The organism is Rhizobium sp. NZLR11 (assembly GCF_019685115.1).
In the GTDB taxonomy this organism is placed as follows: Bacteria; Pseudomonadota; Alphaproteobacteria; order Rhizobiales; family Rhizobiaceae; genus Rhizobium.
Genome location: NZ_JABDWD010000003.1, coordinates 432,310 through 454,861, shown reverse-complemented (window position 1 = coordinate 454,861; position 22,552 = coordinate 432,310). Strand labels below are relative to the sequence as shown.

Annotated in this window: 30 protein-coding genes and 1 pseudogene; 1 reads left to right on the top strand and 30 read right to left on the bottom strand. The window is 59.7% G+C overall.

What is annotated here, in order from left to right; genetic code table 11:
• Nucleotides 1–46 precede the first annotated feature (46 nt).
• The 29 genes and pseudogenes from rpsM to rpsL form a co-directional block, all read right to left on the bottom strand.
• Nucleotides 47–415, bottom strand: a complete 369-nt coding sequence (rpsM, locus tag HJB83_RS08530; RefSeq protein ID WP_007626066.1) for a 30S ribosomal protein S13 — start codon at nt 413–415, stop codon at nt 47–49.
• Nucleotides 416–636: 221 nt separating this feature from the next.
• A complete protein-coding gene (locus HJB83_RS08525) occupies nt 637–1,287 on the bottom strand; it encodes an adenylate kinase (protein WP_207583847.1) in 651 nt (216 codons plus the stop codon).
• On the bottom strand, nt 1,284–2,624 hold the full coding sequence (secY, locus tag HJB83_RS08520) for a preprotein translocase subunit SecY (RefSeq protein ID WP_207583846.1): 1,341 nt from the start codon (nt 2,622–2,624) through the stop codon (nt 1,284–1,286). The genes HJB83_RS08525 and secY overlap by 4 nt, the downstream gene beginning before the upstream one ends.
• 233 nt (nt 2,625–2,857) lie before the next feature.
• A complete protein-coding gene (rplO, locus tag HJB83_RS08515) occupies nt 2,858–3,334 on the bottom strand; it encodes a 50S ribosomal protein L15 (protein WP_007626070.1) in 477 nt (158 codons plus the stop codon).
• A 16-nt stretch (nt 3,335–3,350) separates the two neighbouring features.
• A complete protein-coding gene (rpmD, locus tag HJB83_RS08510; RefSeq protein ID WP_003547566.1) occupies nt 3,351–3,560 on the bottom strand; it encodes a 50S ribosomal protein L30 in 210 nt (69 codons plus the stop codon).
• A 14-nt stretch (nt 3,561–3,574) separates the two neighbouring features.
• The gene (gene rpsE / locus HJB83_RS08505; protein WP_007626073.1) at nt 3,575–4,144 is read right to left on the bottom strand and encodes a 30S ribosomal protein S5; all 570 of its coding nucleotides are present in this window, start codon (nt 4,142–4,144) and stop codon (nt 3,575–3,577) included.
• A gap of 131 nt (nt 4,145–4,275) precedes the next feature.
• Nucleotides 4,276–4,638: a 50S ribosomal protein L18 gene (rplR, locus tag HJB83_RS08500; protein WP_007626075.1), complete on the bottom strand. Its 363-nt coding sequence runs from the start codon at nt 4,636–4,638 to the stop codon at nt 4,276–4,278.
• A 12-nt stretch (nt 4,639–4,650) separates the two neighbouring features.
• Entirely contained in the window at nt 4,651–5,184 is a 534-nt protein-coding gene (gene rplF, locus HJB83_RS08495) for a 50S ribosomal protein L6 (protein WP_007626076.1), read from the bottom strand.
• A gap of 42 nt (nt 5,185–5,226) precedes the next feature.
• Nucleotides 5,227–5,625 carry a 30S ribosomal protein S8 gene (rpsH, locus tag HJB83_RS08490; RefSeq protein ID WP_007626077.1) on the bottom strand — a complete coding sequence of 133 codons (399 nt, stop codon included), beginning with the start codon at nt 5,623–5,625 and terminating at the stop codon, nt 5,227–5,229.
• Between the two features lie 12 nt (nt 5,626–5,637).
• A complete protein-coding gene (gene rpsN / locus HJB83_RS08485) occupies nt 5,638–5,943 on the bottom strand; it encodes a 30S ribosomal protein S14 (RefSeq protein ID WP_007626078.1) in 306 nt (101 codons plus the stop codon).
• Between the two features lie 32 nt (nt 5,944–5,975).
• The gene (rplE, locus tag HJB83_RS08480; protein ID WP_003547560.1) at nt 5,976–6,533 is read right to left on the bottom strand and encodes a 50S ribosomal protein L5; all 558 of its coding nucleotides are present in this window, start codon (nt 6,531–6,533) and stop codon (nt 5,976–5,978) included.
• Nucleotides 6,526–6,834: a 50S ribosomal protein L24 gene (rplX, locus tag HJB83_RS08475; RefSeq protein WP_003547559.1), complete on the bottom strand. Its 309-nt coding sequence runs from the start codon at nt 6,832–6,834 to the stop codon at nt 6,526–6,528. The genes rplE and rplX overlap by 8 nt, the downstream gene beginning before the upstream one ends.
• 11 nt (nt 6,835–6,845) lie before the next feature.
• Nucleotides 6,846–7,214, bottom strand: coding sequence for a 50S ribosomal protein L14 (gene rplN, locus HJB83_RS08470; protein ID WP_003573790.1), 369 nt, complete (start codon nt 7,212–7,214; stop codon nt 6,846–6,848).
• Nucleotides 7,215–7,471: 257 nt separating this feature from the next.
• Nucleotides 7,472–7,711, bottom strand: a complete 240-nt coding sequence (gene rpsQ, locus HJB83_RS08465; protein ID WP_003573791.1) for a 30S ribosomal protein S17 — start codon at nt 7,709–7,711, stop codon at nt 7,472–7,474.
• A gap of 12 nt (nt 7,712–7,723) precedes the next feature.
• Nucleotides 7,724–7,924, bottom strand: a complete 201-nt coding sequence (gene rpmC, locus HJB83_RS08460; RefSeq protein ID WP_003547556.1) for a 50S ribosomal protein L29 — start codon at nt 7,922–7,924, stop codon at nt 7,724–7,726.
• Nucleotides 7,925–7,936: 12 nt separating this feature from the next.
• Nucleotides 7,937–8,350 carry a 50S ribosomal protein L16 gene (gene rplP, locus HJB83_RS08455; protein WP_003547555.1) on the bottom strand — a complete coding sequence of 138 codons (414 nt, stop codon included), beginning with the start codon at nt 8,348–8,350 and terminating at the stop codon, nt 7,937–7,939.
• A 36-nt stretch (nt 8,351–8,386) separates the two neighbouring features.
• Complete coding sequence (gene rpsC, locus HJB83_RS08450; RefSeq protein ID WP_003547554.1) at nt 8,387–9,118, bottom strand: 30S ribosomal protein S3; 732 nt, start codon at nt 9,116–9,118, stop codon at nt 8,387–8,389.
• Nucleotides 9,118–9,507, bottom strand: a complete 390-nt coding sequence (rplV, locus tag HJB83_RS08445; RefSeq protein WP_007626081.1) for a 50S ribosomal protein L22 — start codon at nt 9,505–9,507, stop codon at nt 9,118–9,120. Before rplV ends, rpsC begins: the two co-directional genes overlap by 1 nt.
• 2 nt (nt 9,508–9,509) lie before the next feature.
• A complete protein-coding gene (rpsS, locus tag HJB83_RS08440) occupies nt 9,510–9,788 on the bottom strand; it encodes a 30S ribosomal protein S19 (RefSeq protein ID WP_003573797.1) in 279 nt (92 codons plus the stop codon).
• A 15-nt stretch (nt 9,789–9,803) separates the two neighbouring features.
• Complete coding sequence (rplB, locus tag HJB83_RS08435) at nt 9,804–10,640, bottom strand: 50S ribosomal protein L2 (protein WP_007626082.1); 837 nt, start codon at nt 10,638–10,640, stop codon at nt 9,804–9,806.
• 11 nt (nt 10,641–10,651) lie between these two features.
• Entirely contained in the window at nt 10,652–10,945 is a 294-nt protein-coding gene (locus HJB83_RS08430; protein WP_003547550.1) for a 50S ribosomal protein L23, read from the bottom strand.
• Entirely contained in the window at nt 10,942–11,562 is a 621-nt protein-coding gene (rplD, locus tag HJB83_RS08425) for a 50S ribosomal protein L4 (RefSeq protein ID WP_207583845.1), read from the bottom strand. The genes HJB83_RS08430 and rplD overlap by 4 nt, the downstream gene beginning before the upstream one ends.
• Nucleotides 11,563–11,575: 13 nt before the next feature.
• Nucleotides 11,576–12,217, bottom strand: coding sequence for a 50S ribosomal protein L3 (gene rplC, locus HJB83_RS08420; protein ID WP_007626085.1), 642 nt, complete (start codon nt 12,215–12,217; stop codon nt 11,576–11,578).
• 39 nt (nt 12,218–12,256) lie between these two features.
• A complete protein-coding gene (rpsJ, locus tag HJB83_RS08415; RefSeq protein ID WP_003547547.1) occupies nt 12,257–12,565 on the bottom strand; it encodes a 30S ribosomal protein S10 in 309 nt (102 codons plus the stop codon).
• A 154-nt stretch (nt 12,566–12,719) separates the two neighbouring features.
• A pseudogene (tuf, locus tag HJB83_RS08410) lies at nt 12,720–12,944 on the bottom strand (elongation factor Tu); the annotation flags it as partial.
• Nucleotides 12,945–12,947: 3 nt separating this feature from the next.
• A complete protein-coding gene (tuf, locus tag HJB83_RS08405; RefSeq protein WP_207583839.1) occupies nt 12,948–14,123 on the bottom strand; it encodes an elongation factor Tu in 1,176 nt (391 codons plus the stop codon).
• A 68-nt stretch (nt 14,124–14,191) separates the two neighbouring features.
• The gene (gene fusA, locus HJB83_RS08400; RefSeq protein ID WP_207583844.1) at nt 14,192–16,291 is read right to left on the bottom strand and encodes an elongation factor G; all 2,100 of its coding nucleotides are present in this window, start codon (nt 16,289–16,291) and stop codon (nt 14,192–14,194) included.
• A 29-nt stretch (nt 16,292–16,320) separates the two neighbouring features.
• Entirely contained in the window at nt 16,321–16,791 is a 471-nt protein-coding gene (rpsG, locus tag HJB83_RS08395; protein ID WP_003578662.1) for a 30S ribosomal protein S7, read from the bottom strand.
• Nucleotides 16,792–16,868: 77 nt separating this feature from the next.
• On the bottom strand, nt 16,869–17,240 hold the full coding sequence (gene rpsL, locus HJB83_RS08390; RefSeq protein WP_003547537.1) for a 30S ribosomal protein S12: 372 nt from the start codon (nt 17,238–17,240) through the stop codon (nt 16,869–16,871).
• 498 nt (nt 17,241–17,738) lie between these two features.
• Between rpsL and HJB83_RS08385 the strand changes: the two genes are divergently transcribed.
• Entirely contained in the window at nt 17,739–18,032 is a 294-nt protein-coding gene (locus HJB83_RS08385) for a hypothetical protein (protein ID WP_007626097.1), read from the top strand.
• Between the two features lie 164 nt (nt 18,033–18,196).
• Here HJB83_RS08385 and rpoC read toward each other — a convergent pair whose 3' ends face one another.
• Nucleotides 18,197–22,405, bottom strand: a complete 4,209-nt coding sequence (gene rpoC / locus HJB83_RS08380; RefSeq protein WP_207583843.1) for a DNA-directed RNA polymerase subunit beta' — start codon at nt 22,403–22,405, stop codon at nt 18,197–18,199.
• Nucleotides 22,406–22,552 lie beyond the last annotated feature (147 nt).

Genomic DNA, 22,552 nt, shown 5'->3' with positions numbered 1-22,552 from the left:
GAGGCCGGCGCAGACCGCCAGCCTCCCTACTCCGGTTTCCCGGAAATTACTTCTTCTTACCAGCGATTGCCTTTGCCGGGCCCTTGCGGGTACGGGCATTGGTGTGCGTGCGCTGACCGCGGACCGGAAGGCCGCGGCGATGACGCAGGCCGCGGTAGCAGCCGAGGTCCATCAGGCGCTTGATGTTCATCGAGGTTTCGCGACGAAGATCGCCTTCGACCTGATAGTCGCGGTCGATGGCTTCGCGGATCTGAAGGACTTCGGCGTCCGTCAGCTGATGCACACGACGTTCAGCCGGGATACCGACCTTCTCGACGATTTCCTGTGCGAATTTCGTACCGATCCCGTGAATGTAGGTCAGCGCGATAACAACGCGCTTCGCAGTCGGGATGTTGACGCCAGCGATACGTGCCACGCCTGTTCTCCTTGCATTCCAGTTGCCATCCGGCAAGTGGGCTTCGTTATGCGGTCTTTAGAACCGCTCGTTCAGATTTACGTCCGCAACATGTCAAAACGACCGCACCCGGACTTCCCTGGGAAATCCGCGCCGATCGCATGGAATGTCGCGAGTTGGCGCGGTGTTTAGCGGAATCACTGCTGAAAAGCAACCGTTCCGCCAAGTTTATTTTCAAAGCCTTAAAGCTTCGAAAGAATGTTTTCGACCTCGGCCGTCACCTGATCGATCTCTGCCATGCCGTCCACGGTCTTGAGTTTGCCTTTGGCATGGTAATAGCCGATCAGCGGCGAGGTTTCCTTGTAGTAGACCTGCAGCCGAGCCGTCATGGTCTCCGGGTTGTCATCAGGACGGCGCTTGAAGTGCGTGGAACCGCACTTGTCGCACACGCCTTCGGCAGCCGGAACCTTATCGGTATCGTGATAGACGCTGCCGCACTGTGCGCAGGAGTAGCGACCGGCGACGCGACGGACCAGCTCGTCATCGTCGACACGGAATTCGATAACGACGGACAGGCCGAGACCCTTTGCCTTCAGCATCGCTTCCGTGGCGTCTGCCTGGACGAGCGTCCTGGGGAAACCGTCGAGAATGAAGCCGTTGGCGCAATCGGGTTGATCGATACGCTCGGAGACGATGGCGATAACGATCTCATCCGAGACAAGTTTGCCGGCGTCCATGACTGCCTTGGCGCGCTTGCCGACATCCGTGCCGGCGTTAACCGCTGCACGCAGCATGTCCCCCGTGGAAAGCTGCGGAATGCCGTGCTTTTCCACGATCCGCTGGGCCTGGGTTCCCTTACCCGCGCCCGGCGGCCCCAAAAGGATAAGTCTCATCGCCCCCTCTTTCCTCCACGCAACTTCGATTTCTTGATCAGGCCTTCGTATTGCTGCGCGATCAGGTGACCCTGGATCTGTGCAACCGTATCAAGAGTTACGCTAACCACGATCAAAAGCGAAGTCCCACCAAGGGATAACGGGATGCCGGTTTGCGACACCAAGATCTCCGGAAGGATGCAGACGAAGACGAGATAGATTGCGCCGATCATCGTGATTCGGGTCAGCACATAGTCGATATATTCGGCCGTACGCTCGCCCGGGCGGATGCCGGGAATGAAGCCGCCATGCTTCTTCAGATTGTCGGCCGTGTCCTTCGGATTGAAGACGATGGCCGTATAGAAGAAGGCGAAGAAGGCGATCAGCGCCGCATAGAGCACCATGTAAAGCGGTCGGCCATGGCCGAGGGCCGCGACGATCGATGTCGCCCAGCCAGGCATCCCCGACGTGCTGGCAAAGCCCGCAACCGTTGCCGGCAGCAGCAGCAGCGACGAGGCGAAGATCGCCGGAATGACGCCCGACGTGTTGAGCTTCAGCGGCAGGTGCGAGGTATCGCCCTGGAACATCCGGTTGCCGACCTGGCGCTTCGGATACTGAATCAAGAGCCGGCGCTGGGCACGCTCGACGAAGACGATGACGCCGATGACGCCGATCGCGACGATGATGACCAGCAGGATGAGGAAGGTCGACAATGCGCCGGTGCGGCCAAGTTCGAGCGTGCTGGCAAGAGCCGTCGGAAGACCGGCGGCGATGCCGGCGAAGATGATCAGCGAGATGCCGTTGCCGATGCCACGCGAGGTGATCTGCTCGCCGAGCCACATCAGGAACATCGTGCCGCCGAGCAGCGTCAGAACGGTGGAAACACGGAAGAACCAGCCCGGATCGACAACGAGGCCCTGCCCGCTCTCAAGGCCGGCGGCGATGCCGTAGGCCTGGAGCGCACCGAGGATGACCGTGCCATAACGGGTATACTGGTTGATGATCTTACGGCCCTGCTCGCCCTCCTTCTTGAGGTTTTCCAGCGCCGGCACGACCGATGTCATGAGCTGCACGATGATCGAAGCAGAGATATAGGGCATGATGCCGAGCGCGAAGATCGCCATGCGCTGAACAGCGCCGCCCGAAAACATGTTGAAGAGGCCGAGAATGCCGCCTGACTGACCGCGGAAAGCCTGGGCATAGGCTTCGGGATTGAGACCCGGAAGCGGAATATGGGTGCCGAGCCTGTAGACGAGGAGAGCTGCCAGTGTGAACCACAAGCGCTTCTTCAAATCCTCGGCTTTGGCAAAGGTCGAAAAATTGAGGTTGGATGCCAATTGTTCCGCTGCAGAAGCCATGCGATTCTCCGCGCTACCAATTCCGGCGTCTCTAGGGGATAGGCCGGCCCCGGAATCAGTATGAAAATTATTCAAAACCGGGTTCAGAACGGATTGCAGCGCAACCCCATGCCTCACCCTTGTTTTAGTCTTACCGGCATGACGCGGGCGCGCCAGCCAAGTTTTTGTGAGGCCCACATATGGGAGCAAAATCGCCCGGTGTGAAGCACCCCGGGCGAGATATCATCAGATTATTATTCGGCTGCAGCCGGAGCCGAAAGCTGCGTCACGGTGCCGCCGGCCTTTTCGATCTTCTCGACGGCAGGCTTGGAGGCGCCTGCAACGACGATGGTGATTTTGGCCTTCAGCTCGCCGTCGGCGAGAACGCGAACGCCGTCCTTAGGGCGGCGGATGACGCCGGCCGCCTTGAGGGCAGCTGCGTCAACGGTCGCCTTGGCATCCAGCTTGCCGGCGTCGATCGCCGCCTGGATCCGGCCGAGCGACACAACAACAAAATCGGAAGCGAAAATGTTGTTGAAGCCGCGCTTCGGCAGCCGACGATAGATCGGCATCTGGCCGCCTTCGAAGCCGTTGATGGCGACGCCCGAACGGGACTTCTGACCCTTCACGCCGCGACCAGCCGTCTTGCCGGAACCCGAACCGATACCGCGGCCGAGGCGCTTGCGGCTGTGGGTCGAGCCTTCGTTGTCTTTAATTTCATTGAGTTTCATGAGCGTTTCCTCCGTCTCACTTCTCGTCGACGACGCGAACGAGATGCTGGACAGCACGGATCATGCCACGAACGGAAGGAGTATCCTCCAGCGTGCGGCGACGGTGCATCTTGTTCAGTCCGAGACCGATCAGCGTGCGCTGCTGGACATCCGGACGGCGAATCGGGCTGCCGATCTGTTCGATCGTGACAGTCTTCGCTTCAGCCTTCTTAGTAGCCTTGGCCATCTGTCAAACTCCTCTTATTCTTCAGAGGCGTTGCCGGAGGCGCTACGACGAGCCTGCAGCGTTGCATACTTGATGCCGCGCTGAGCTGCGATGTCCTTCGGGTGAACCTGGTGCTTCAGAGCGTCGAAGGTGGCGCGAACCATGTTGTAGGGGTTCGACGAACCGGTCGACTTGGCGACGACGTCATGCATGCCGAGCGTTTCGAATACGGCGCGCATCGGACCGCCGGCGATGATGCCGGTACCGACCTTGGCCGAGCGCAGCAGAACCTTGCCGGCGCCGTGGCGGCCATGAACGTCGTGATGCAGCGTACGGCCGTCACGCAGCGGTACGAAGATCAGTTCGCGCTTGGCGGCTTCGGTTGCCTTGCGGATGGCTTCCGGCACTTCACGTGCCTTGCCATGGCCGAAGCCGACGCGGCCCTTCTGGTCGCCGACGACGACGAGTGCTGCAAAACCAAAACGACGGCCGCCCTTGACGACCTTGGCAACGCGGTTGATCGCGACCAGCTTGTCGACGAATTCGCTGTCGCGCTCGTCACGGCTCTGGCGGTCTTCCCGCTGCGGCCTTCTTTCCTGTGCCATTGTCCTCTTCCTTTTTCTTTTCCGGGTGCAATCGGCAAATAAATGTGGACCGCGTCAGCCTCCCCTATCGGAGAGTGCTTGCGGTCCGGCGAAAATCCGGCCGGCGCTATAAGCGTCCGGCCGGAAACTGATCAGAAGGTGAGACCGCCTTCGCGGGCTGCATCGGCGAGAGCCTTGATGCGGCCGTGGAAGATGAAGGCGCCACGGTCGAACACGACTTCCGTAACACCGGCCTTGGAGGCGCGCTCGGCAACGAGCTTGCCGACAACGGCAGCGGCGGCGGTATCGGCACCGGTCTTCAGAGAACCGCGCAGATCCTTTTCGAGGGTGGAGGCAGACGCAAGCGTCTTGCCGGCCACATCATCGATGACCTGGGCGTAGATGTTCTTCGAGGAGCGATGAACCGACAGGCGCGGACGGCCATTGGCCACCGACTTGATATGACGGCGCACGCGGTTGGCACGACGTGCAAGTGCTTCTTTCCTGCTAGCCATTTCGCGTGATCCTTACTTCTTCTTGCCTTCTTTGCGGACGATCCGCTCGTCAGCGTACTTGACGCCCTTGCCCTTGTAGGGCTCAGGACCGCGATATTCGCGGATTTCAGCGGCGACCTGACCGACCTGCTGCTTATTGATGCCAGAGACAACAATTTCAGTCGGCTTCGGAACGACGATCGTGATGCCGACCGGCGGCTCATAGATCACGTCATGGCTGAAACCGAGAGCCAGCTGCAGGTTCTTGCCCTGCAGGGAGGCGCGGTAACCGACGCCGTTGATTTCGAGCTTGCGCTCAAAGCCGTCCGTGACACCCTTGAAGATGCCTTCGATCATCGTGCGGGACATGCCCCACTTTGAACGTGCATCCTTGCTCTGGTTCACCGGCGTCACGACGACCGCGTTGTTTTCGAGCTTGAGGCTGATTTCGTCATTAGCAACGAAAAACAGCTCGCCCTTCGGGCCCTTTGCAGTGACCTTCTGGCCATCGACCGTAGCCGTGATCCCAGCAGGTACCTGAACGGGCTTCTTACCGATACGAGACATGTTTCAATCCTGTCTGTTCGCTATGGAGATCCCTGCCCGATCTTAGAAGACCGAGCAAAGAACCTCGCCGCCAACGTTCTGTTCGCGAGCCTGGTGATCGGCCATCACACCCTTCGGAGTCGAAAGGATGGTGATGCCGAGGCCGTTCGCGACCTGCGGAATGGACTTGACCGAGACATAAACCCGGCGGCCCGGCTTGGACACACGGCCGATCTCACGGATCACCGACGCGCCTTCATAATATTTCAGCTCGATGCTGAGTTCCGACTTGCCATTGCCGAAATCGACAACGGAATAGCCACGGATGTAGCCTTCGGACTGCAAGACATCGAGAACACGTGCACGGAGCCTGGACGCAGGCGTCGAAACCGACGACTTGCGGCGGGAAGCGCCGTTACGGATACGGGTGAGCATATCGCCCAACGGATCAGTCATTGTCATGTAACCTGCTCCTTACCAGCTCGACTTGACGATACCCGGCACCTTGCCGAAATTGCCCAGTTCACGCAGCGCAATACGCGACATGCGCAGTTTGCGGTAATATGCGCGCGGACGCCCCGAAACTTCGCAACGGTTGCGAACACGGGTCTTCGATCCATCACGCGGCAGGGATGCCAGCTTGATCGAGGCCTTGAACCGCTCTTCGATCGGAAGAGCCTGGTTCATGATGATCGCCTTCAACGCAGCCCGCTTAGCGGACTGGTTGGCGACCGTAGTACGGCGGCGCTTGTTCTTTTCAACTGCGCTTGTCTTCGCCATGTCAGGTTCCTTTTCTACGCTCGTCGTTACGGTTATTGACGGAACGGGAAGCTGAACTCTTTCAGAAGAGCCCGTGCTTCGTCGTCGGTCGTCGCCGTCGTGCAAACGATGATGTCCATGCCCCACATCTGATCAACCTTGTCGTAGTTGATCTCAGGGAACACAATGTGCTCCTTGATGCCCATGGCGAAGTTGCCACGGCCGTCAAAGCTTTTCGGGTTCAGGCCGCGGAAGTCGCGAACGCGCGGGAGCGCGATGTTCACGAGACGGTCCATGAACTCGTACATGCGGGCGCCGCGCAGGGTGACCTTGGCGCCGATCGGCATCTGTTCGCGGACCTTGAAGCCAGCGATAGAGTTGCGTGCGCGGGTGATGACCGGCTTCTGGCCAGCGATCGCTGCGAGGTCGGCGGCAGCTACCGTCGGCTTCTTCGAGTCGGCGGTCGCTTCGCCAACACCCATGTTGATCACGATCTTGTCGAGCTTCGGGATCATCATCTCGTTGGCGTAGGAGAACTGCTCCTGCAACGCCTTGCGGATGCGCTCGACATATTCCTTCTTGAGCCGTGGCTCGTATTTTGCCTCAGCCATCGATCACTTCTCCAGAACGCTTGGCCACACGGACCTTCTTGCCGTCAACAACCTTGAAACCGACGCGGGTCGGCTTGCCGTCCTTGTCGATGATTGCAACGTTAGACAGGTGGACCGGGGCTTCCTTGTTGATGATGCCGGCTTCCTGGGTCTGCGTCTGGCGCTGATGGCGCTTGACGACGTTGACGCCACGAACAACGGCACGATCTTCCTTCGGCATGACCTGGACAACTTCGCCGGTGCGGCCCTTGTCCTTGCCAGCGAGCATGACGACCTTGTCGCCCTTACGAATCTTCTGCATCGCTTCGCTCCTTACAGTACTTCGGGAGCCAGCGAGATGATCTTCATGTGGTTCTTGGCGCGAAGTTCGCGCGGAACCGGTCCGAAGATACGGGTGCCGATCGGCTCTTTTTTGTTGTCGATGAGGACTGCTGCGTTGGTGTCGAAGCGGATGACGGAGCCATCCGGACGACGGATGTCCTTGGCGGTACGAACGACAACCGCCTTCATCACGTCACCCTTCTTCACACGGCCGCGCGGGATCGCTTCCTTGATCGAAACGACGATGACGTCGCCGATCGAGGCATACTTGCGCTTCGAGCCGCCCAGCACCTTGATGCACATGACACGACGTGCGCCGGAATTATCCGCGACGTCGAGGTTTGTTTGCATCTGAATCATATCAGGTCGCCTTCTTGGTTTACCGGAATGGTTGGGCTAGCCCCCTACTCCGGCTTATGAAAATTTTCGCCGGCCGAGATGCCTTGACGGCAGCACAGACGCGGCAATAGCTGAATAGCGCGGGATCGATCGTGCCAGGGTGGTTTCCCGAAGGACCTTCCGTGCGCTCAAAGCAAAAGAACGCCCGGCTTTCGAGCGTTCTGACGCTGCTTCATACAGATATTTCGGCAAGACGCAAGGCCTCGCACAAAATTCTGTTACTGGCCCTGGGCGGAAATCACCGTCCAACGCTTGTCCTTGGAGATCGGCGCGCATTCCTCGATGGATACGGTATCGCCAATCTTGTACTGATTGTTCTCGTCGTGGGCCTTGTACTTCTTGGAACGACGAACGGTCTTCTGGAGCAGCGGGTGAGCGAAACGACGCTCGACGCGAACCACTACCGTCTTCTCGTTCTTGTCGCCAACGACGACGCCCTGCAGGATGCGCTTCGGCATATTTTTCTTCCTTTAGGCCTTAACTTCTGCCGCCTTCTGGCGGGCAATGGTTTTCACGCGGGCGATGTCCTTGCGGACTTCGTTGATGCGCGAGGACTTTTCGAGCTGGCCGGTCGCCTTCTGGAAGCGCAGGTTGAACTGCTCCTTCTTCAGCTTGGCAAGCTCGTCCTTGAGTTGGTCGGCGGTAAACCCGCGAACATCTGAGGCTTTCATGAGCTCAATTCCTTACTCTGCAATGCGCTGAACGAAGCGCGTCTTGACCGAGAGCTTGGCGGAGCCGAGGCGAAGAGCCTCACGGGCGATTTCTTCGCTGACACCGTCGATCTCGAACATCATACGGCCGGGCTTGACCTTGCATGCCCAGTATTCAACGGAGCCCTTACCCTTACCCATGCGGACTTCGGTCGGCTTTTTGGTCACCGGAACGTCCGGGAACACGCGGATCCATACACGGCCGGCGCGCTTCATATAACGCGTGATCGCGCGGCGGGCCGCCTCGATCTCGCGCGCGTTGACGCGGTTGGGTTCCTGAGCCTTCAGGCCGAATTCGCCGAATGCCAGGTCAGAACCGCCCTTAGCGACGCCCTTGATGCGGCCCTTGAACTGCTTGCGGTACTTGGTACGCTTTGGCTGCAACATTTTCTTATTCTCCGAACTTCTCTGCCACGCGCGCTATCAAGCGTTGTCGCGGCGACGGTCTCTGTCGCGGTCACGATCACGGCTTGCCGGACCCTGGGCGTCACCTTCCATCGCACGGCGCTCGGAAGCCATCGGATCGTGCTCAAGGATTTCGCCCTTGAAGATCCAGACCTTGATGCCGCAGATGCCGAATGCGGTTTCTGCTTCAGCCGTGCCGTAGTCGATGTCGGCGCGTAGCGTGTGCAGCGGCACACGACCTTCGCGGTACCATTCCGTACGGGCGATTTCAGCGCCGCCGAGACGACCGGCGCAGGTGATCTTGATGCCTTCGGCCCCAAGACGCATCGCGGACTGAACGGCGCGCTTCATGGCGCGACGGAAAGCCACGCGGCGCTCGAGCTGCTGGGCGATCGACTGAGCGACCAGCGTCGCATCGACTTCGGGCTTGCGCACTTCGACGATGTTGAGGTGCGTTTCCGAATTCGTCATCTCCGACAGCTTCTTGCGGAGCTTGTCGATGTCTGCGCCCTTGCGGCCGATGATCAGGCCCGGACGTGCCGAGTGGATCGTGACGCGGCACTTCTTGTGTGGACGCTCGATGACCACCTTGGAAATCCCGGCCTGCTTCAGTTCGCTCATGACGAACTTGCGCATCTTCAGGTCTTCGTGCAGCAACTGGCCGTACTCGGCATTGTCCGCAAACCAGCGGCTATCCCAGGTACGGTTGATGCCAAGACGGAAACCGATTGGATTGATTTTCTGACCCATTATGCGGCCTCCTCTACTGCCTGCACTTCACGAACGACGATCGTCAGGTGCGCGAAAGGCTTTTCGATGCGCGACGCGCGACCGCGGCCACGAGCGTGGAAACGCTTCATGACGATCGACTTGCCGACATAGGCCTCGGCGACGACAAGCGAGTCGACGTCGAGATCGTGGTTGTTCTCGGCATTGGCGATCGCAGATTCGAGCGTCTTCTTGACGGCACCTGCGATGCGCTTGCGGGAGAACTCCAGCTCAGCGAGTGCGCGCTCGACCTTCTTGCCGCGGATAGCCGCAGCAACCAGGTTGAGCTTCTGGGGGCTGACGCGGAGCGTGCGGGCGACTGCTTGCGCCTCGTTGTCCTTCAGCCGGCGTTCGGCTTTTGCCTTGCCCATTGTTACTTCCTCTTCGCCTTCTTGTCCGCGCCGTGACCGTAATAGGTGCGGGTCGGAGAGAATTCACCGAACTTGTGGCCGACCATGTCTTCATTGACACTGACCGGGATATGCTTGCTGCCGTTGTAGACGCCGAAGGTAAGACCGACGAACTGCGGCAGGATCGTGGAGCGACGGCTCCAGATCTTGATCACTTCTGCACGTCCGCCTTCACGAACCTTCTCAGCCTTCTTGAGAAGATAGCCGTCAACGAACGGACCTTTCCATACTGAACGAGCCATTGGAGACTTCCTCTCTTACTTCTTACGCTGATGACGCGAGCGCATGATCATTTTGTCGGTCGACTTGTTCGACCGGGTGCGCTTGCCCTTGGTCGGCTTGCCCCACGGAGTAACCGGGTGACGGCCACCAGAGGTGCGACCTTCACCACCGCCGTGCGGGTGGTCGACCGGGTTCATGACAACACCGCGGTTGTGCGGACGCTTGCCGCGCCAAACGGTACGACCGGCCTTGCCGTCGTTGATGTTGGCGTGGTCAGGGTTGGAGACGGCGCCGATCGAAGCAAGGCAGGAGCCATGAACGAGACGCTGTTCACCGGAGTTCAGGCGAAGGATCGCCATGCCCTGGTCACGGCCGACGAGCTGTGCGTAACCACCGGCGGAGCGAGCGATCTGACCACCCTTGCCCGGCTTCATTTCCACATTGTGGATGATGGAGCCGACCGGGATGAACTGCAGCGGCATGGTGTTACCGGGCTTGACGTCGACAGCCTTCTCGGAAGCGATGACCTTGTCGCCGGGAGCGAGGCGCTGAGGAGCGAGGATATAAGCCTTCTCGCCATCAGCATAGTTCACCAGCGCGATGAAAGCGGTGCGGTTCGGATCGTATTCGATACGCTCGACCGTGCCTTCGACCTCAAACTTGCGACGCTTGAAGTCGATCAGACGATACGTGCGCTTGTGACCGCCGCCGATGAAGCGGGCGGTGATGCGACCGAGGTTGTTACGACCGCCGCTCTTGGTCAGGCCTTCCGTCAGCGCCTTGACCGGCTTGCCCTTGTAGAGGGCCGAACGGTCGACGATGACCAGCTGGCGCTGGCTCGGGGTGATCGGATTGAATGTTTTCAATGCCATTTTCTTATACCTCAGAGACCGGTGGAGACGTCGATCGTCTGGCCTTCAGCCAGGGTCACAACAGCCTTCTTCACGTCCTTCTGCTTGCCGACGAAACCGCGGAACCGCTTGGTCTTGCCCTTGCGCAGCAGAGTGTTGACGGCCGTAACCTTGACGCCAAACAGCGCCTCGACAGCAGCCTTGATTTCCGGCTTCGTCGCCTGCTTGGCGACATTGAAAACAACCTGGTTGTTTTCGGATACCAGCGTGGACTTTTCGGTGATCGCCGGAGAGACGATCACATCGTAGTGGCGAAGATCGGTCACTTGAATCGCTCCTCTAGCGCTTCAACCGCAGCCTTGGAAAGCACGAGCTTGCCGCGGCGCAGGATGTCATAAACGTTGATGCCCTGGATCGGAAGAACATCGATGTTCGGGATGTTCTGAGCTGCGAGCTTGAAGTTGCCATCAAGTTCTGCGCCACCGATGAAGAGGGCGTTGGTCAGGCCGAGCGTCTCGAATACAGACGCGAGAGCCTTGGTCTTGGCTTCGGTGGCAACCAGGTTGTCGATGACGATGACGTCATCGGCCTTGATCTTGGCCGAAAGAGCGAGACGCAGGCCGAGTGCACGAACCTTCTTCGGAAGGTCATGCTCATGGCTGCGGACGACTGGGCCGTGAGCCTTGCCGCCGCCGCGGAACTGCGGAGCGCGAGCCGAATGGTGGCGGGCGCGGCCCGTACCCTTCTGCTTGTACATCTTGGCGCCGGTGCGCGAAATTTCAGCGCGGCCCTTTGCCTTGTGCGTGCCCTGCTGCTTCTTGGCAAGCTGCCAGCGGATGACGCGGGCGATAATGTCTTCGCGGGGCTCGAGGCCGAAAATCGCGTCCGAAAGGGAAACCTTCCCGGCGTCTTTTCCCTCGAGGGTTTTGACGTTAAATTCCATTGATCTGGCTCCCTTACTTCGCGGCCGACTTGACGGCGTCGCGCACGATGATCCAAGCACCCTTGGAACCAGGAACAGCACCCTTGATCAGGATCAGACCACGATCTTCGTCGGTCGAAACCACTTCCAGGTTCTGCGTCGTGACGCGCGTCTGGCCCATGTGACCAGCCATCTTCTTGTTCTTGAAAACCTTGCCCGGATCCTGGCGCGAGCCGGTCGAACCGTGCGAACGGTGCGAAACCGACACACCGTGCGTGGCGCGGAGACCACCGAAACCATGGCGCTTCATGGCGCCGGCAAAACCCTTACCGATCGTCGTGCCCGTCACGTCGACGAGCTGACCGGCTGCAAAGTGACCCGCCTTGATCTCAGTGCCGATCTCAAGCAGTTGGTCTTCCGACACACGGAATTCTGTGACCTTGGCCTTCGGCTCGACGTTGGCAATGGCAAAATTGCCGCGCATCGCCTTCGACGTGTTCTTCACCTTCGCCTGGCCGGCACCGAGCTGAACTGCGGTATAGCCATTCTTTTCGACAGTACGCGTAGCGACGACCTGGACGGCCTCCATGCGCAGTACCGTTACCGGGACATGCTCGCCGGCGTCGTTATAGACGCGGGTCATTCCCACCTTCTGTGCAATCACACCTGAACGCATCGGTTCAATCCTTCTCACTCAGCCCGAAGACCCGAGGTCTCAGAGCTTGATCTCAACATCGACACCGGCGGCGAGATCGAGCTTCATCAGCGCGTCTACCGTCTGCGGGGTCGGATCAACGATATCGAGAAGGCGCTTGTGCGTGCGCATCTCGAACTGTTCGCGGCTCTTCTTGTCGATGTGCGGGGACCGGTTGACCGTGAACTTCTCGATGCGGGTCGGAAGCGGAACGGGGCCCCGGACGCTTGCACCGGTGCGCTTAGCCGTCGATACGATCTCGCGCGTGGAGGCATCGAGAATCCGGTGATCGAACGCCTTCAGGCGGATGCGGATATTCTGGCCGTTCATTCGACTTTATCCTTGTGTCTGTTATCCGCGTGTCACCATTGAGGGACACGACTTACCTTCAGTTACGTTAGCGGGTCACCGGTTTCAAAGATCGAGAGGGACACCGAGGTCGGCGTCCCTATCCTTTCCTTGGGCCTGGTGGCCCAGCCGCTAGTTACTCGACGATCGAAGCAACGATACCGGCGCCGACGGTGCGGCCACCTTCGCGGATCGCGAAGCGCAGCTTTTCTTCCATCGCGATCGGAACGATCAGCTCGACCGATACCGTGACGTTGTCGCCCGGCATGACCATCTCCGTGCCTTCCGGCAGCGATACGATGCCCGTCACGTCGGTCGTGCGGAAGTAGAACTGCGGACGATAGTTGGTGAAGAACGGCGTANGTTACTCGACGATCGAAGCAACGATACCGGCGCCGACGGTGCGGCCACCTTCGCGGATCGCGAAGCGCAGCTTTTCTTCCATCGCGATCGGAACGATCAGCTCGACCGATACCGTGACGTTGTCGCCCGGCATGACCATCTCCGTGCCTTCCGGCAGCGATACGATGCCCGTCACGTCGGTCGTGCGGAAGTAGAACTGCGGACGATAGTTGGTGAAGAACGGCGTATGACGGCCACCCTCTTCCTTCGTCAGGATGTAGGCTTCAGCCATGAACTTCTTGTGCGGCTTGACAGAGCCCGGCTTGCACAGAATCTGGCCACGCTCAACGCCGTCACGGGTGACGCCGCGGATCAGCGCGCCGATGTTGTCGCCAGCCTGGCCCTGGTCGAGCAGCTTGCGGAACATTTCAACGCCGGTCACCGTCGTCTTCGTCGTCGGGCGGATGCCGACGATCTCGACTTCTTCGCCAACCTTGACGATGCCACGCTCGACGCGGCCGGTCACAACCGTACCGCGGCCCGAGATCGAGAACACGTCTTCGATCGGCAGCAGGAACGGCAGGTTGATCGGACGCTCAGGCGTCGGGATGTAGGCGTCGACAGCGGCCATCAGTTCGCGGATCGAATCCTCGCCGATCTTCTTGTCCGAATCTTCAAGGGCGGCCAGCGCCGAACCCTTGACGATCGGGATGTCATCGCCCGGGAAGTCGTAGGACGACAGCAGTTCGCGAACTTCGAGCTCGACCAGTTCGAGAAGCTCGGCGTCGTCAACCTGGTCGACCTTGTTCAGGAACACCACGATGGCCGGAACGCCGACCTGACGGGCCAGCAGGATGTGTTCGCGCGTCTGCGGCATCGGGCCGTCAGCGGCCGAGCACACCAGGATCGCGCCGTCCATCTGGGCAGCACCGGTGATCATGTTCTTGACGTAGTCGGCGTGGCCGGGGCAGTCGACGTGTGCATAGTGGCGGGCCGGCGTCTCATACTCGACGTGTGCCGTCGAAATGGTGATGCCGCGGGCCTTTTCTTCCGGAGCAGCGTCGATCTGGTCGTACGCCTTGTACTCGCCGAAGTACTTCGTGATCGCTGCCGTCAGAGACGTCTTGCCGTGGTCAACGTGGCCAATCGTGCCAATGTTGACGTGCGGCTTGTTGCGCTCAAACTTACTCTTTCCCATTTTCGGGTCTCCATTTTGCTAGTCCCCGAAGGGATCTAATTCTTGTTATCGGTCAATTGGTATTCCGGTCACTTCTGACCGGAATACTTTGCCTGGATTTCTGTTGCGACGTTCGACGGGACCGGCGAGTAGTGATCGAAGGTCATCGTGTACTGAGCGCGGCCCTGGGACATGGAGCGCAGGTTGTCGACGTACTTGAACATGTTCGCGAGCGGAACGTTCGCGTTGATGACGACGGCGATACCACGGCTTTCCTGGCCCTGGATCTGACCGCGACGGGAGTTCAGGTCGCCGATGACGTCGCCGACATAATCTTCCGGGGTCACGACTTCGACCTTCATCATTGGCTCGAGCAGCTGAGCGCCGGCCTTCTTGGCTGCTTCACGGAAGCAGGCACGCGATGCGATTTCGAAAGCGAGAACCGAAGAGTCGACGTCGTGGAAGGCACCATCGATGAGGGTCGCCTTGACGCCGAGCATCGGGAAGCCAGCGAGCGGACCCGAAGACAGAACACTTTCGATGCCCTTCTGGACGCCCGGGATGTATTCCTTCGGAACGGAGCCGCCGACGATCTTCGATTCGAACTTGAATTCCTCGCCGTCCGGGTTCGGTTCGAAGACGATTTTGACGCGCGCGAACTGGCCGGTACCACCGGACTGCTTCTTGTGCGTGTAGTCTTCTTCGTGCGTTCTGGTGATGGTTTCGCGGTAGGCAACCTGCGGCGCACCGACGGTTGCTTCGACCTTGAATTCACGACGCATGCGGTCGACGATGATGTCGAGATGCAGTTCGCCCATGCCGGCGATGATGGTCTGGCCGGATTCCTGGTCGGTCTTGACGCGGAAGGACGGATCCTCAGCAGCCAGGCGGTTGAGCGCGAGGCCCATCTTTTCCTGGTCGCCCTTGGTCTTCGGCTCGATGGCGATCTGGATGACCGGCTCGGGGAATTCCATGCGCTCGAGGATAACCGGCTTCAGCGGATCACAGAGCGTGTCGCCCGTCGTGGTTTCCTTGAGGCCGGCGAGAGCAACGATGTCACCTGCGAAGGCTTCTTCGATGTCTTCACGCGAGTTGGAGTGCATCTGCAACATACGGCCGACGCGCTCGCGCTTGTCCTTGACCGTGTTGATGACCGACGTGCCCTTTTCGAGCTTGCCGGAGTAGATGCGGGCGAAAGTCAGCGAACCGACGAAGGGGTCGTTCATGATCTTGAAGGCGAGCATGGAAAGCGGCTCGCTGTCGTCGGCGTGACGTTCGATTTCAGCTTCAGTCTTGAAGTCGATGCCCTTGATCGCCGGGATGTCCATCGGCGACGGCAGGTAGTCGACGACGGCGTCGAGCAGCGGCTGCACACCCTTGTTCTTGAAGGCGGTGCCGCAGAACATCGGGTGGAACTTGACGTCGATCGTGCCGCGGCGAACGAGTTCGCGGATCTTCTCGTTGTCGGGCAGAATGCCCTCAAGATAGGCTTCCGTCGCGGCTTCGTCGATGTCGACGACCGTCTCGATCAGCTTTTCGCGATACTCTTCAGCCTTGGCCTTCATGTCGTCGGGGATCTCGACGACATCCCACTGGGCGCCGAGCGACTCGTCGCGCCAGATGAGAGCGTTCATCTCGATCAGATCGATGACGCCCTTGAATTCGGTTTCCGCACCGATCGGCAACTGCATGACGACAGCCGTTGCGCCGAGACGGGTCTTGATCATCTCGACGGAGCGATAGAAGTCCGCGCCGGTCTTGTCCATCTTGTTGCAGAAGATCATCCGCGGGACGTTGTACTTCTCGGCCTGGCGCCAGACGGTTTCCGTCTGCGGTTCAACACCGGCATTGGCGTCGAGCAGCGCGATGGCGCCGTCGAGAACGCGCAGCGAACGCTCGACTTCGATGGTGAAGTCGACGTGGCCGGGGGTGTCGATGATGTTGAAGCGACGCGTCTTGCCGTCACGGCCCTTCCAGTAGGTCGTGGTGGCAGCGGAGGTGATCGTGATGCCACGCTCCTGCTCCTGCTCCATCCAGTCCATGGTGGCTGCGCCGTCGTGGACTTCGCCGATCTTGTGCGACTTGCCGGTGTAATAAAGGATACGCTCGGTGGTCGTGGTCTTGCCGGCGTCGATATGCGCCATGATACCGAAATTGCGGTAGTCTTCGATTTTATATTCGCGAGCCATTATGGACTGCCTTTCGATACCGTTCGGAATTACCAGCGATAGTGCGAGAACGCGCGGTTGGCGTCAGCCATCTTGTGCGTGTCTTCGCGCTTCTTGACGGCGGAGCCGCGGTTGTTGGACGCATCGAGCAGTTCGCCGGAAAGGCGGTCAACCATAGTCGTTTCATTGCGCTTGCGGGCAGCGGCGATCAGCCAGCGAATGGCGAGAGCCTGGCGGCGCTCCGGACGAACATCGACCGGGACCTGATAGGTCGCACCGCCGACGCGGCGCGAGCGGACTTCAACGTGCGGGGCAATGTTGTCGAGTGCAGAATGGAAAACCGTGAGCGGCTCCTGCTTGGACTTGCCCTGGACGACGTCGAACGCGCCGTAGACAATGTTTTCAGCAACGGACTTCTTGCCGTCGAGCATGATGGCATTCATGAACTTGGTGACGACGAGATCACCGAACTTCGGGTCCGGATTGATCTCGCGCTTTTCTGCTTTATGACGTCTGGACATAATTTTCGTCTCTTCAACCGTTAAGGCGCTTCATCACGCGGAGGACCTCGCGCAGCGCCGAATTACTCAAAACCGAATTACTTCGGACGCTTCGCGCCGTACTTGGAGCGGCGCTGCTTGCGGTTCTTGACACCTTGGGTATCGAGAACGCCGCGAATGATGTGATAACGGACACCCGGAAGGTCCTTGACGCGGCCGCCGCGGATCATGACGACGGAGTGTTCCTGAAGGTTGTGACCTTCGCCGGGGATGTAACCAATGACTTCGAAGCCGTTGGTCAGGCGGATCTTTGCGACCTTACGCAGAGCCGAGTTCGGCTTCTTCGGCGTCGTCGTATAGACGCGCGTGCAAACGCCGCGCTTCTGCGGGTTCTCCTGGAGTGCGGGAACCTTGTTACGCTTTACGTTCGCCTGGCGAGGCTTGCGGATCAGCTGGTTTACGGTAGGCATTCAACCATCCCTTACGTTTTATCTCAGTACCCTTGCGGGCTTGAACTCGCGCCGTCTCCGGCAGTGACGCACGCTTTCCGTCAATGCGCAAAATATGGCCCGATCCGCTTCCGCAGATGGACCACAAGGAGCAGAGGACGCATATAATTTGCGTCGTGCGTGCAGCATCATGACTTCAACGTGCGTTTAGAACCTTGTTTGAGGTGAACTTCAGGGCGCGTCGCCCCGAACAGCCAAGCCTCACATGGGATCTGATGGCCGGGGTACTACTGGTTTCCACCGATCTCGTCAAGGCCGGTTAAGAAATAAACTCGCCGTATCGCCTTGATCTGCGGGCCTAAGGCCCTGTTTCCAGGCTTCTAGACGAAATCAGGCCCGAGCACCAAGATAAAAACTTGGGCATTGCAGCAAAAGCAGTTAAGGAATCAGCAATTGCGGCGTGCGGCCCTCACAGCAGGATTCGAGCGACCGAATCGTCAAAGAGCCGAAGGACAGGCGATGATTACGACACCTGACAACGACAATAATTTCGACGGGCCGATGATCTTCATCATCATCGGCAAAGGCTACGAGTCCGACGGCAGCGAAGGCATCGACCTGCACATCATGTTGAAGGCGCCCGACGACGACACTGCCGTACGCGAGGCCTTGAACGCCCTTGCCGAGGAAGGCTTCATAGAGGCCGATCTCGACCAGATCGGCATGCTGACCGAGGTGCCGGCCGAAGAGCCGCACGCCTCCGCCTATCAGGGTGCCGTCGATGGCGAGGTCGCGATCATCCGCTTCAACTGAAGGGAGCCGCCGCTTGCGCTGCGGGTCGCCAAAGGCAGCATAAGCGGAAGCAGCGCCTTCCCTCACCCCGACCAACCAAAGCCGACTAAAAACGAAAACCGCCCGGATCGCTCCGGGCGGTTTTTCAATTCGCGTGCCACCAAAGTGGCGGCTTCCGCTGCGGATTATTCCGCAGCCGGAGCCTTTTCGGCCATGTCCTGCAGCATCGGCGTGGCAACGGCTGCGCCGCTGCCCTTGCGGCGCTCTTCGAGGATCATCTCGTCGCGCGACGTGGCGATGCGACGGATCTGGGTCATGGTGCCGCCGGTGCCGGCCGGGATAAGGCGGCCGACAATGACGTTTTCCTTCAGACCCTGCAGGCCGTCGGTCTTGCCGGCGATTGCCGCTTCCGTCAGCACCTTGGTCGTTTCCTGGAAGGACGCGGCCGAGATGAAGGACGGGGTCTGCAGCGACGCCTTGGTGATGCCGAGAAGAACCGGATCGCCGTAGGCAGGCTTCTTGCCCTGCTCGATCAGATGATCGTTGACGTCTTCGAGCTCGATCCGGTCGACATTGTCGCCGACGATATAGGTCGAGTCGCCTGCATCGGTGATTTCCACCTTCTGCAGCATCTGACGGACAATCACCTCGATGTGCTTGTCGTTGATGACAACGCCCTGCAGGCGGTAGACTTCCTGGATCTCGTTGACGAGGTAGGAGGCCAGAGCCTCCACGCCCTTGATCGCCAGGATGTCGTGCGGAGCCGGGTTACCGTCGAGGATGTAGTCACCCTTTTCGATATAGTCGCCTTCCTGAAGGTGGAAGGGCTTGCCCTTCGGGATCAGGTATTCGACAGGCTCGACACCGTCTTCCGCCGGTTCGATGATAACGCGACGCTTGTTCTTGTAGTCGCGGCCGAGGCGGATCGTACCATCGATCTCTGCGATGATGGCGTGGTCCTTCGGACGGCGGGCTTCGAAGAGCTCGGCAACACGTGGCAGACCGCCGGTGATGTCCTTGGTCTTGGCGCTTTCAAGCGGCGAACGCGCGAGGACGTCACCCTGAGAGACCTTGGTGCCCGAATCGACCGACAAGATGGCGTCGACCGAGAGGAAGAAGCGGGCGTCACCACCACGCGACAGCTTCATGATGTTGCCGCTGGCGTCCTTGATGACGATCGCCGGCTTGAGGTCCGAACCGCGCGGGGTCGAACGCCAGTCGATGACCTGACGCTTGGTGATGCCGGTCGACTCGTCGGTGGCTTCCAGAACGGAGAGACCGTCGACCAGGTCTTCGAACTGAACGGTACCAGCCACTTCGGTCATCATCGGACGGGTGTAAGGGTCCCACTCTGCCAGACGCTGGCCGCGCTTGACCTTGTCACCTTCGTCGACATGCAGTTTCGAACCGTAAGCCACACGCTGCGAAGACCGCTCGACGCCACGCTCGTCCAGGATCTGGACGGTCATGTTGCGGCCCATGGCAACGAGGTTGCCATCGGAGTTGCGCAGGATGTTGCGGTTCTTGATCTGCACCGTACCTTCGTACGAAGCTTCGAGGAACGACTGGTCGACCACGGTTGCCGTACCACCAAGGTGGAAGGTACGCATGGTGAGCTGGGTGCCCGGTTCACCGATCGACTGAGCAGCGATGACGCCGACGGCTTCGCCCATGTTGACAGGCGTACCACGCGCGAGGTCGCGGCCGTAGCAGACTGCGCAGACGCCGGTCTGGATTTCGCAGGTCAGCGCCGAGCGGATGCGGATCGACTGGATACCGGCCTTCTCGATTTCGACGACATCGGGCTCGAGGATCATCCTGCCGGCATCGACGATGCGCTCACCCGTGATCGGATGATCGATGTCATCAAGCGCCGTGCGGCCGAGGATGCGGACGCCGATCGAAGCAACCACCTGGCCGGCATCGACGATGGCGGTCATGGTGAGGCCCGTCTGCGTTCCGCAATCGACGTGCGTGACGATGCAATCCTGCGCGACGTCGACGAGACGACGGGTCAGGTAGCCGGAGTTGGCGGTCTTCAGGGCGGTGTCTGCAAGACCCTTGCGGGCGCCGTGGGTCGAGTTGAAGTACTCGTTGACGGTCAGGCCTTCCTTGAAGTTCGAGATGATCGGCGTCTCGATGATTTCACCCGACGGCTTGGCCATGAGGCCGCGCATGCCGCCCAGCTGGCGCATCTGGTTCGGAGAACCGCGGGCACCGGAATGGCTCATCATGTAGATCGAATTCATCGGCTTCTGGCGACCGGTGCTCTCATCGAATTCGACCGCCTTAATGCGGGCCATCATCTCTTCGGCGACCTTTTCGGTGGCCTTGCCCCAGGCGTCGACAACCTTGTTGTACTTTTCGCCCTGCGTGATCAGGCCGTCATTGTACTGCTGCTCGTATTCCTTCACCAGGCTTTCGGTGTCGGCAACGATCTTGGCCTTGGCATCCGGAATGACCATGTCGTCCTTGCCGAACGAAATGCCGGCGCGGCAGGCATGGGAAAAGCCGAGCTGCATGATGCGGTCGCAGAAGATGACCGTGTCCTTCTGGCCGCAGTGGCGGTAGACCGTGTCGATCATCTTGGAGATGTTCTTCTTGGTCATTTCCTGGTTGCAGATGTCGAAGAGCACCTTGCCGTTTTTCGGCAGAAGTTCGCCGATGAGCAGTCGGCCAGGCGTCGTCTCATAGATCTTCGAGTAGGGCTTGCCATCCTCGTCGATCGACTTGAACCGGCCGCGGATCTTGGTGTGCAGCGTCACGACCTTGGTTTCGAGGGCGTGATGCAGTTCGCCGAGATCGGAGAAGGCCATGCCTTCGCCAGGCTCGTTCTGGTTCAGGATCGACAGGTAGTAGAGGCCGAGAACCATGTCCTGCGAGGGAACGATGATCGGCGCGCCGTTGGCCGGATGCAGGATGTTGTTGGTCGACATCATCAGCACGCGGGCTTCGAGCTGGGCTTCGAGCGACAGCGGCACGTGAACGGCCATCTGGTCACCGTCGAAGTCGGCGTTGAAGGCCGTGCAGACGAGCGGATGCAGCTGGATCGCCTTGCCTTCGACCAGGGTAGGTTCGAAAGCCTGGATGCCCAAGCGGTGCAGCGTCGGTGCGCGGTTCAGCAAAACCGGATGCTCGCGGATGACCTCGTCGAGGATATCCCAGACTTCCGGCTTTTCCTTTTCGACCAGCTTCTTGGCCTGCTTGACGGTCGAGGAGTAACCCTTGGCATCGAGGCGGGCATAGATGAACGGCTTGAAGAGTTCGAGCGCCATCTTCTTCGGCAGGCCGCACTGGTGCAGCTTCAGTTCCGGACCGGTGACGATGACCGAACGGCCGGAATAGTCGACGCGCTTGCCGAGCAGGTTCTGGCGGAAGCGGCCCTGCTTGCCCTTCAGCATGTCGGAGAGCGACTTCAGCGGACGCTTGTTGGCGCCGGTGATGACGCGGCCGCGACGGCCGTTGTCGAACAGCGCGTCAACCGATTCCTGCAGCATACGCTTTTCGTTGCGGATGATGATGCCAGGCGCACGAAGCTCGATCAGACGCTTCAGACGGTTGTTGCGGTTGATGACGCGGCGGTAGAGGTCGTTCAGATCCGAGGTGGCGAAACGGCCACCGTCGAGCGGAACCAGCGGACGCAGATCCGGCGGAATGACCGGAACGACCTTCATGATCATCCATTCCGGACGGTTGCCCGATTCCATGAAGTTCTCGACGATCTTCAGGCGCTTCATCAGCTTCTTCTGCTTGAGATCCGACGTGGTCTCGGCAAGCTCAGCGCGCAGATCGCCAGCGATCTTTTCGAGGTTCATCGAGGCCAGCATCTCGTAGATCGCCTCAGCGCCGATCATCGCGGTGAACTGGTCTTCGCCGTATTCGTCAACGGCAAGCATGTACTCTTCTTCCGAGAGGAGCTGGTGCTCCTTGAGGGCAGTCAGGCCCGGCTCGGTGACGATGTAGTTTTCGAAATAGAGGACACGCTCGACATCCTTCAGCGTCATGTCGAGCAGCGTCGAAATGCGTGATGGCAGCGACTTCAGGAACCAGATGTGGGCAACGGGAGCGGCGAGCTCGATATGGCCCATGCGCTCACGGCGAACGCGCGACAGCGTAACTTCGACGCCGCACTTTTCGCAGATGATGCCCTTGTACTTCATGCGCTTGTACTTGCCGCACAGGCATTCGTAGTCCTTGATCGGCCCGAAGATGCGCGCGCAGAAGAGACCGTCGCGTTCCGGCTTGAACGTACGGTAGTTGATGGTTTCCGGCTTCTTGATCTCACCGTAAGACCAGGAGAGGATCTTCTCCGGAGATGCGATCGAAATCCGAATCGAATCGAAATTCTGTGCAGGCACCTGCGGATTGAAAAGATTCATGACCTCTTGGTTCATGCCTGTCTCCTTCATGGGCTGAGAGCCCTCAAAATGCGATGGTCGGCGGCAATTTCCCGGGAGCCGCCTCCCTCGCTTAAACGAGAATAACCGCAAGATGCGGCGAAACTTCCCTTCCGGGCCGACACGGATACGGCGCCCGGTGGG

Coding starts and splice junctions, on each gene's coding strand:
- HJB83_RS08525 (WP_207583847.1), bottom strand. CDS start 1,287: ATGAGACTTATCCTTTTGGGGCCGCCGGGCGCGGGTAAGGGAACCCAG.
- secY (WP_207583846.1), bottom strand. CDS start 2,624: ATGGCTTCTGCAGCGGAACAATTGGCATCCAACCTCAATTTTTCGACC.
- rplO (WP_007626070.1), bottom strand. CDS start 3,334: ATGAAACTCAATGAAATTAAAGACAACGAAGGCTCGACCCACAGCCGC.
- rpmD (WP_003547566.1), bottom strand. CDS start 3,560: ATGGCCAAGGCTACTAAGAAGGCTGAAGCGAAGACTGTCACGATCGAA.
- rpsE (WP_007626073.1), bottom strand. CDS start 4,144: ATGGCACAGGAAAGAAGGCCGCAGCGGGAAGACCGCCAGAGCCGTGAC.
- rplR (WP_007626075.1), bottom strand. CDS start 4,638: ATGGCTAGCAGGAAAGAAGCACTTGCACGTCGTGCCAACCGCGTGCGC.
- rplF (WP_007626076.1), bottom strand. CDS start 5,184: ATGTCTCGTATCGGTAAGAAGCCCGTTCAGGTACCTGCTGGGATCACG.
- rpsH (WP_007626077.1), bottom strand. CDS start 5,625: ATGACAATGACTGATCCGTTGGGCGATATGCTCACCCGTATCCGTAAC.
- rpsN (WP_007626078.1), bottom strand. CDS start 5,943: ATGGCGAAGACAAGCGCAGTTGAAAAGAACAAGCGCCGCCGTACTACG.
- rplE (WP_003547560.1), bottom strand. CDS start 6,533: ATGGCTGAGGCAAAATACGAGCCACGGCTCAAGAAGGAATATGTCGAG.
- rplX (WP_003547559.1), bottom strand. CDS start 6,834: ATGCAGAAGATTCGTAAGGGCGACAAGGTCGTCATGCTCGCTGGCAAG.
- rplN (WP_003573790.1), bottom strand. CDS start 7,214: ATGATTCAGATGCAAACAAACCTCGACGTCGCGGATAATTCCGGCGCA.
- rpsQ (WP_003573791.1), bottom strand. CDS start 7,711: ATGCCGAAGCGCATCCTGCAGGGCGTCGTCGTTGGCGACAAGAACGAG.
- rpmC (WP_003547556.1), bottom strand. CDS start 7,924: ATGAAAGCCTCAGATGTTCGCGGGTTTACCGCCGACCAACTCAAGGAC.
- rplP (WP_003547555.1), bottom strand. CDS start 8,350: ATGTTGCAGCCAAAGCGTACCAAGTACCGCAAGCAGTTCAAGGGCCGC.
- rpsC (WP_003547554.1), bottom strand. CDS start 9,118: ATGGGTCAGAAAATCAATCCAATCGGTTTCCGTCTTGGCATCAACCGT.
- rplV (WP_007626081.1), bottom strand. CDS start 9,507: ATGGGCAAGGCAAAAGCCGAACGCCGGCTGAAGGACAACGAGGCGCAA.
- rpsS (WP_003573797.1), bottom strand. CDS start 9,788: ATGGCTCGTTCAGTATGGAAAGGTCCGTTCGTTGACGGCTATCTTCTC.
- rplB (WP_007626082.1), bottom strand. CDS start 10,640: ATGGCATTGAAAACATTCAATCCGATCACCCCGAGCCAGCGCCAGCTG.
- rplD (WP_207583845.1), bottom strand. CDS start 11,562: ATGGAATTTAACGTCAAAACCCTCGAGGGAAAAGACGCCGGGAAGGTT.
- rplC (WP_007626085.1), bottom strand. CDS start 12,217: ATGCGTTCAGGTGTGATTGCACAGAAGGTGGGAATGACCCGCGTCTAT.
- rpsJ (WP_003547547.1), bottom strand. CDS start 12,565: ATGAACGGCCAGAATATCCGCATCCGCCTGAAGGCGTTCGATCACCGG.
- tuf (WP_207583839.1), bottom strand. CDS start 14,123: ATGGGAAAGAGTAAGTTTGAGCGCAACAAGCCGCACGTCAACATTGGC.
- fusA (WP_207583844.1), bottom strand. CDS start 16,291: ATGGCTCGCGAATATAAAATCGAAGACTACCGCAATTTCGGTATCATG.
- rpsG (WP_003578662.1), bottom strand. CDS start 16,791: ATGTCCAGACGTCATAAAGCAGAAAAGCGCGAGATCAATCCGGACCCG.
- rpsL (WP_003547537.1), bottom strand. CDS start 17,240: ATGCCTACCGTAAACCAGCTGATCCGCAAGCCTCGCCAGGCGAACGTA.
- HJB83_RS08385 (WP_007626097.1), top strand. CDS start 17,739: ATGATTACGACACCTGACAACGACAATAATTTCGACGGGCCGATGATC.
- rpoC (WP_207583843.1), bottom strand. CDS start 22,405: ATGAACCAAGAGGTCATGAATCTTTTCAATCCGCAGGTGCCTGCACAG.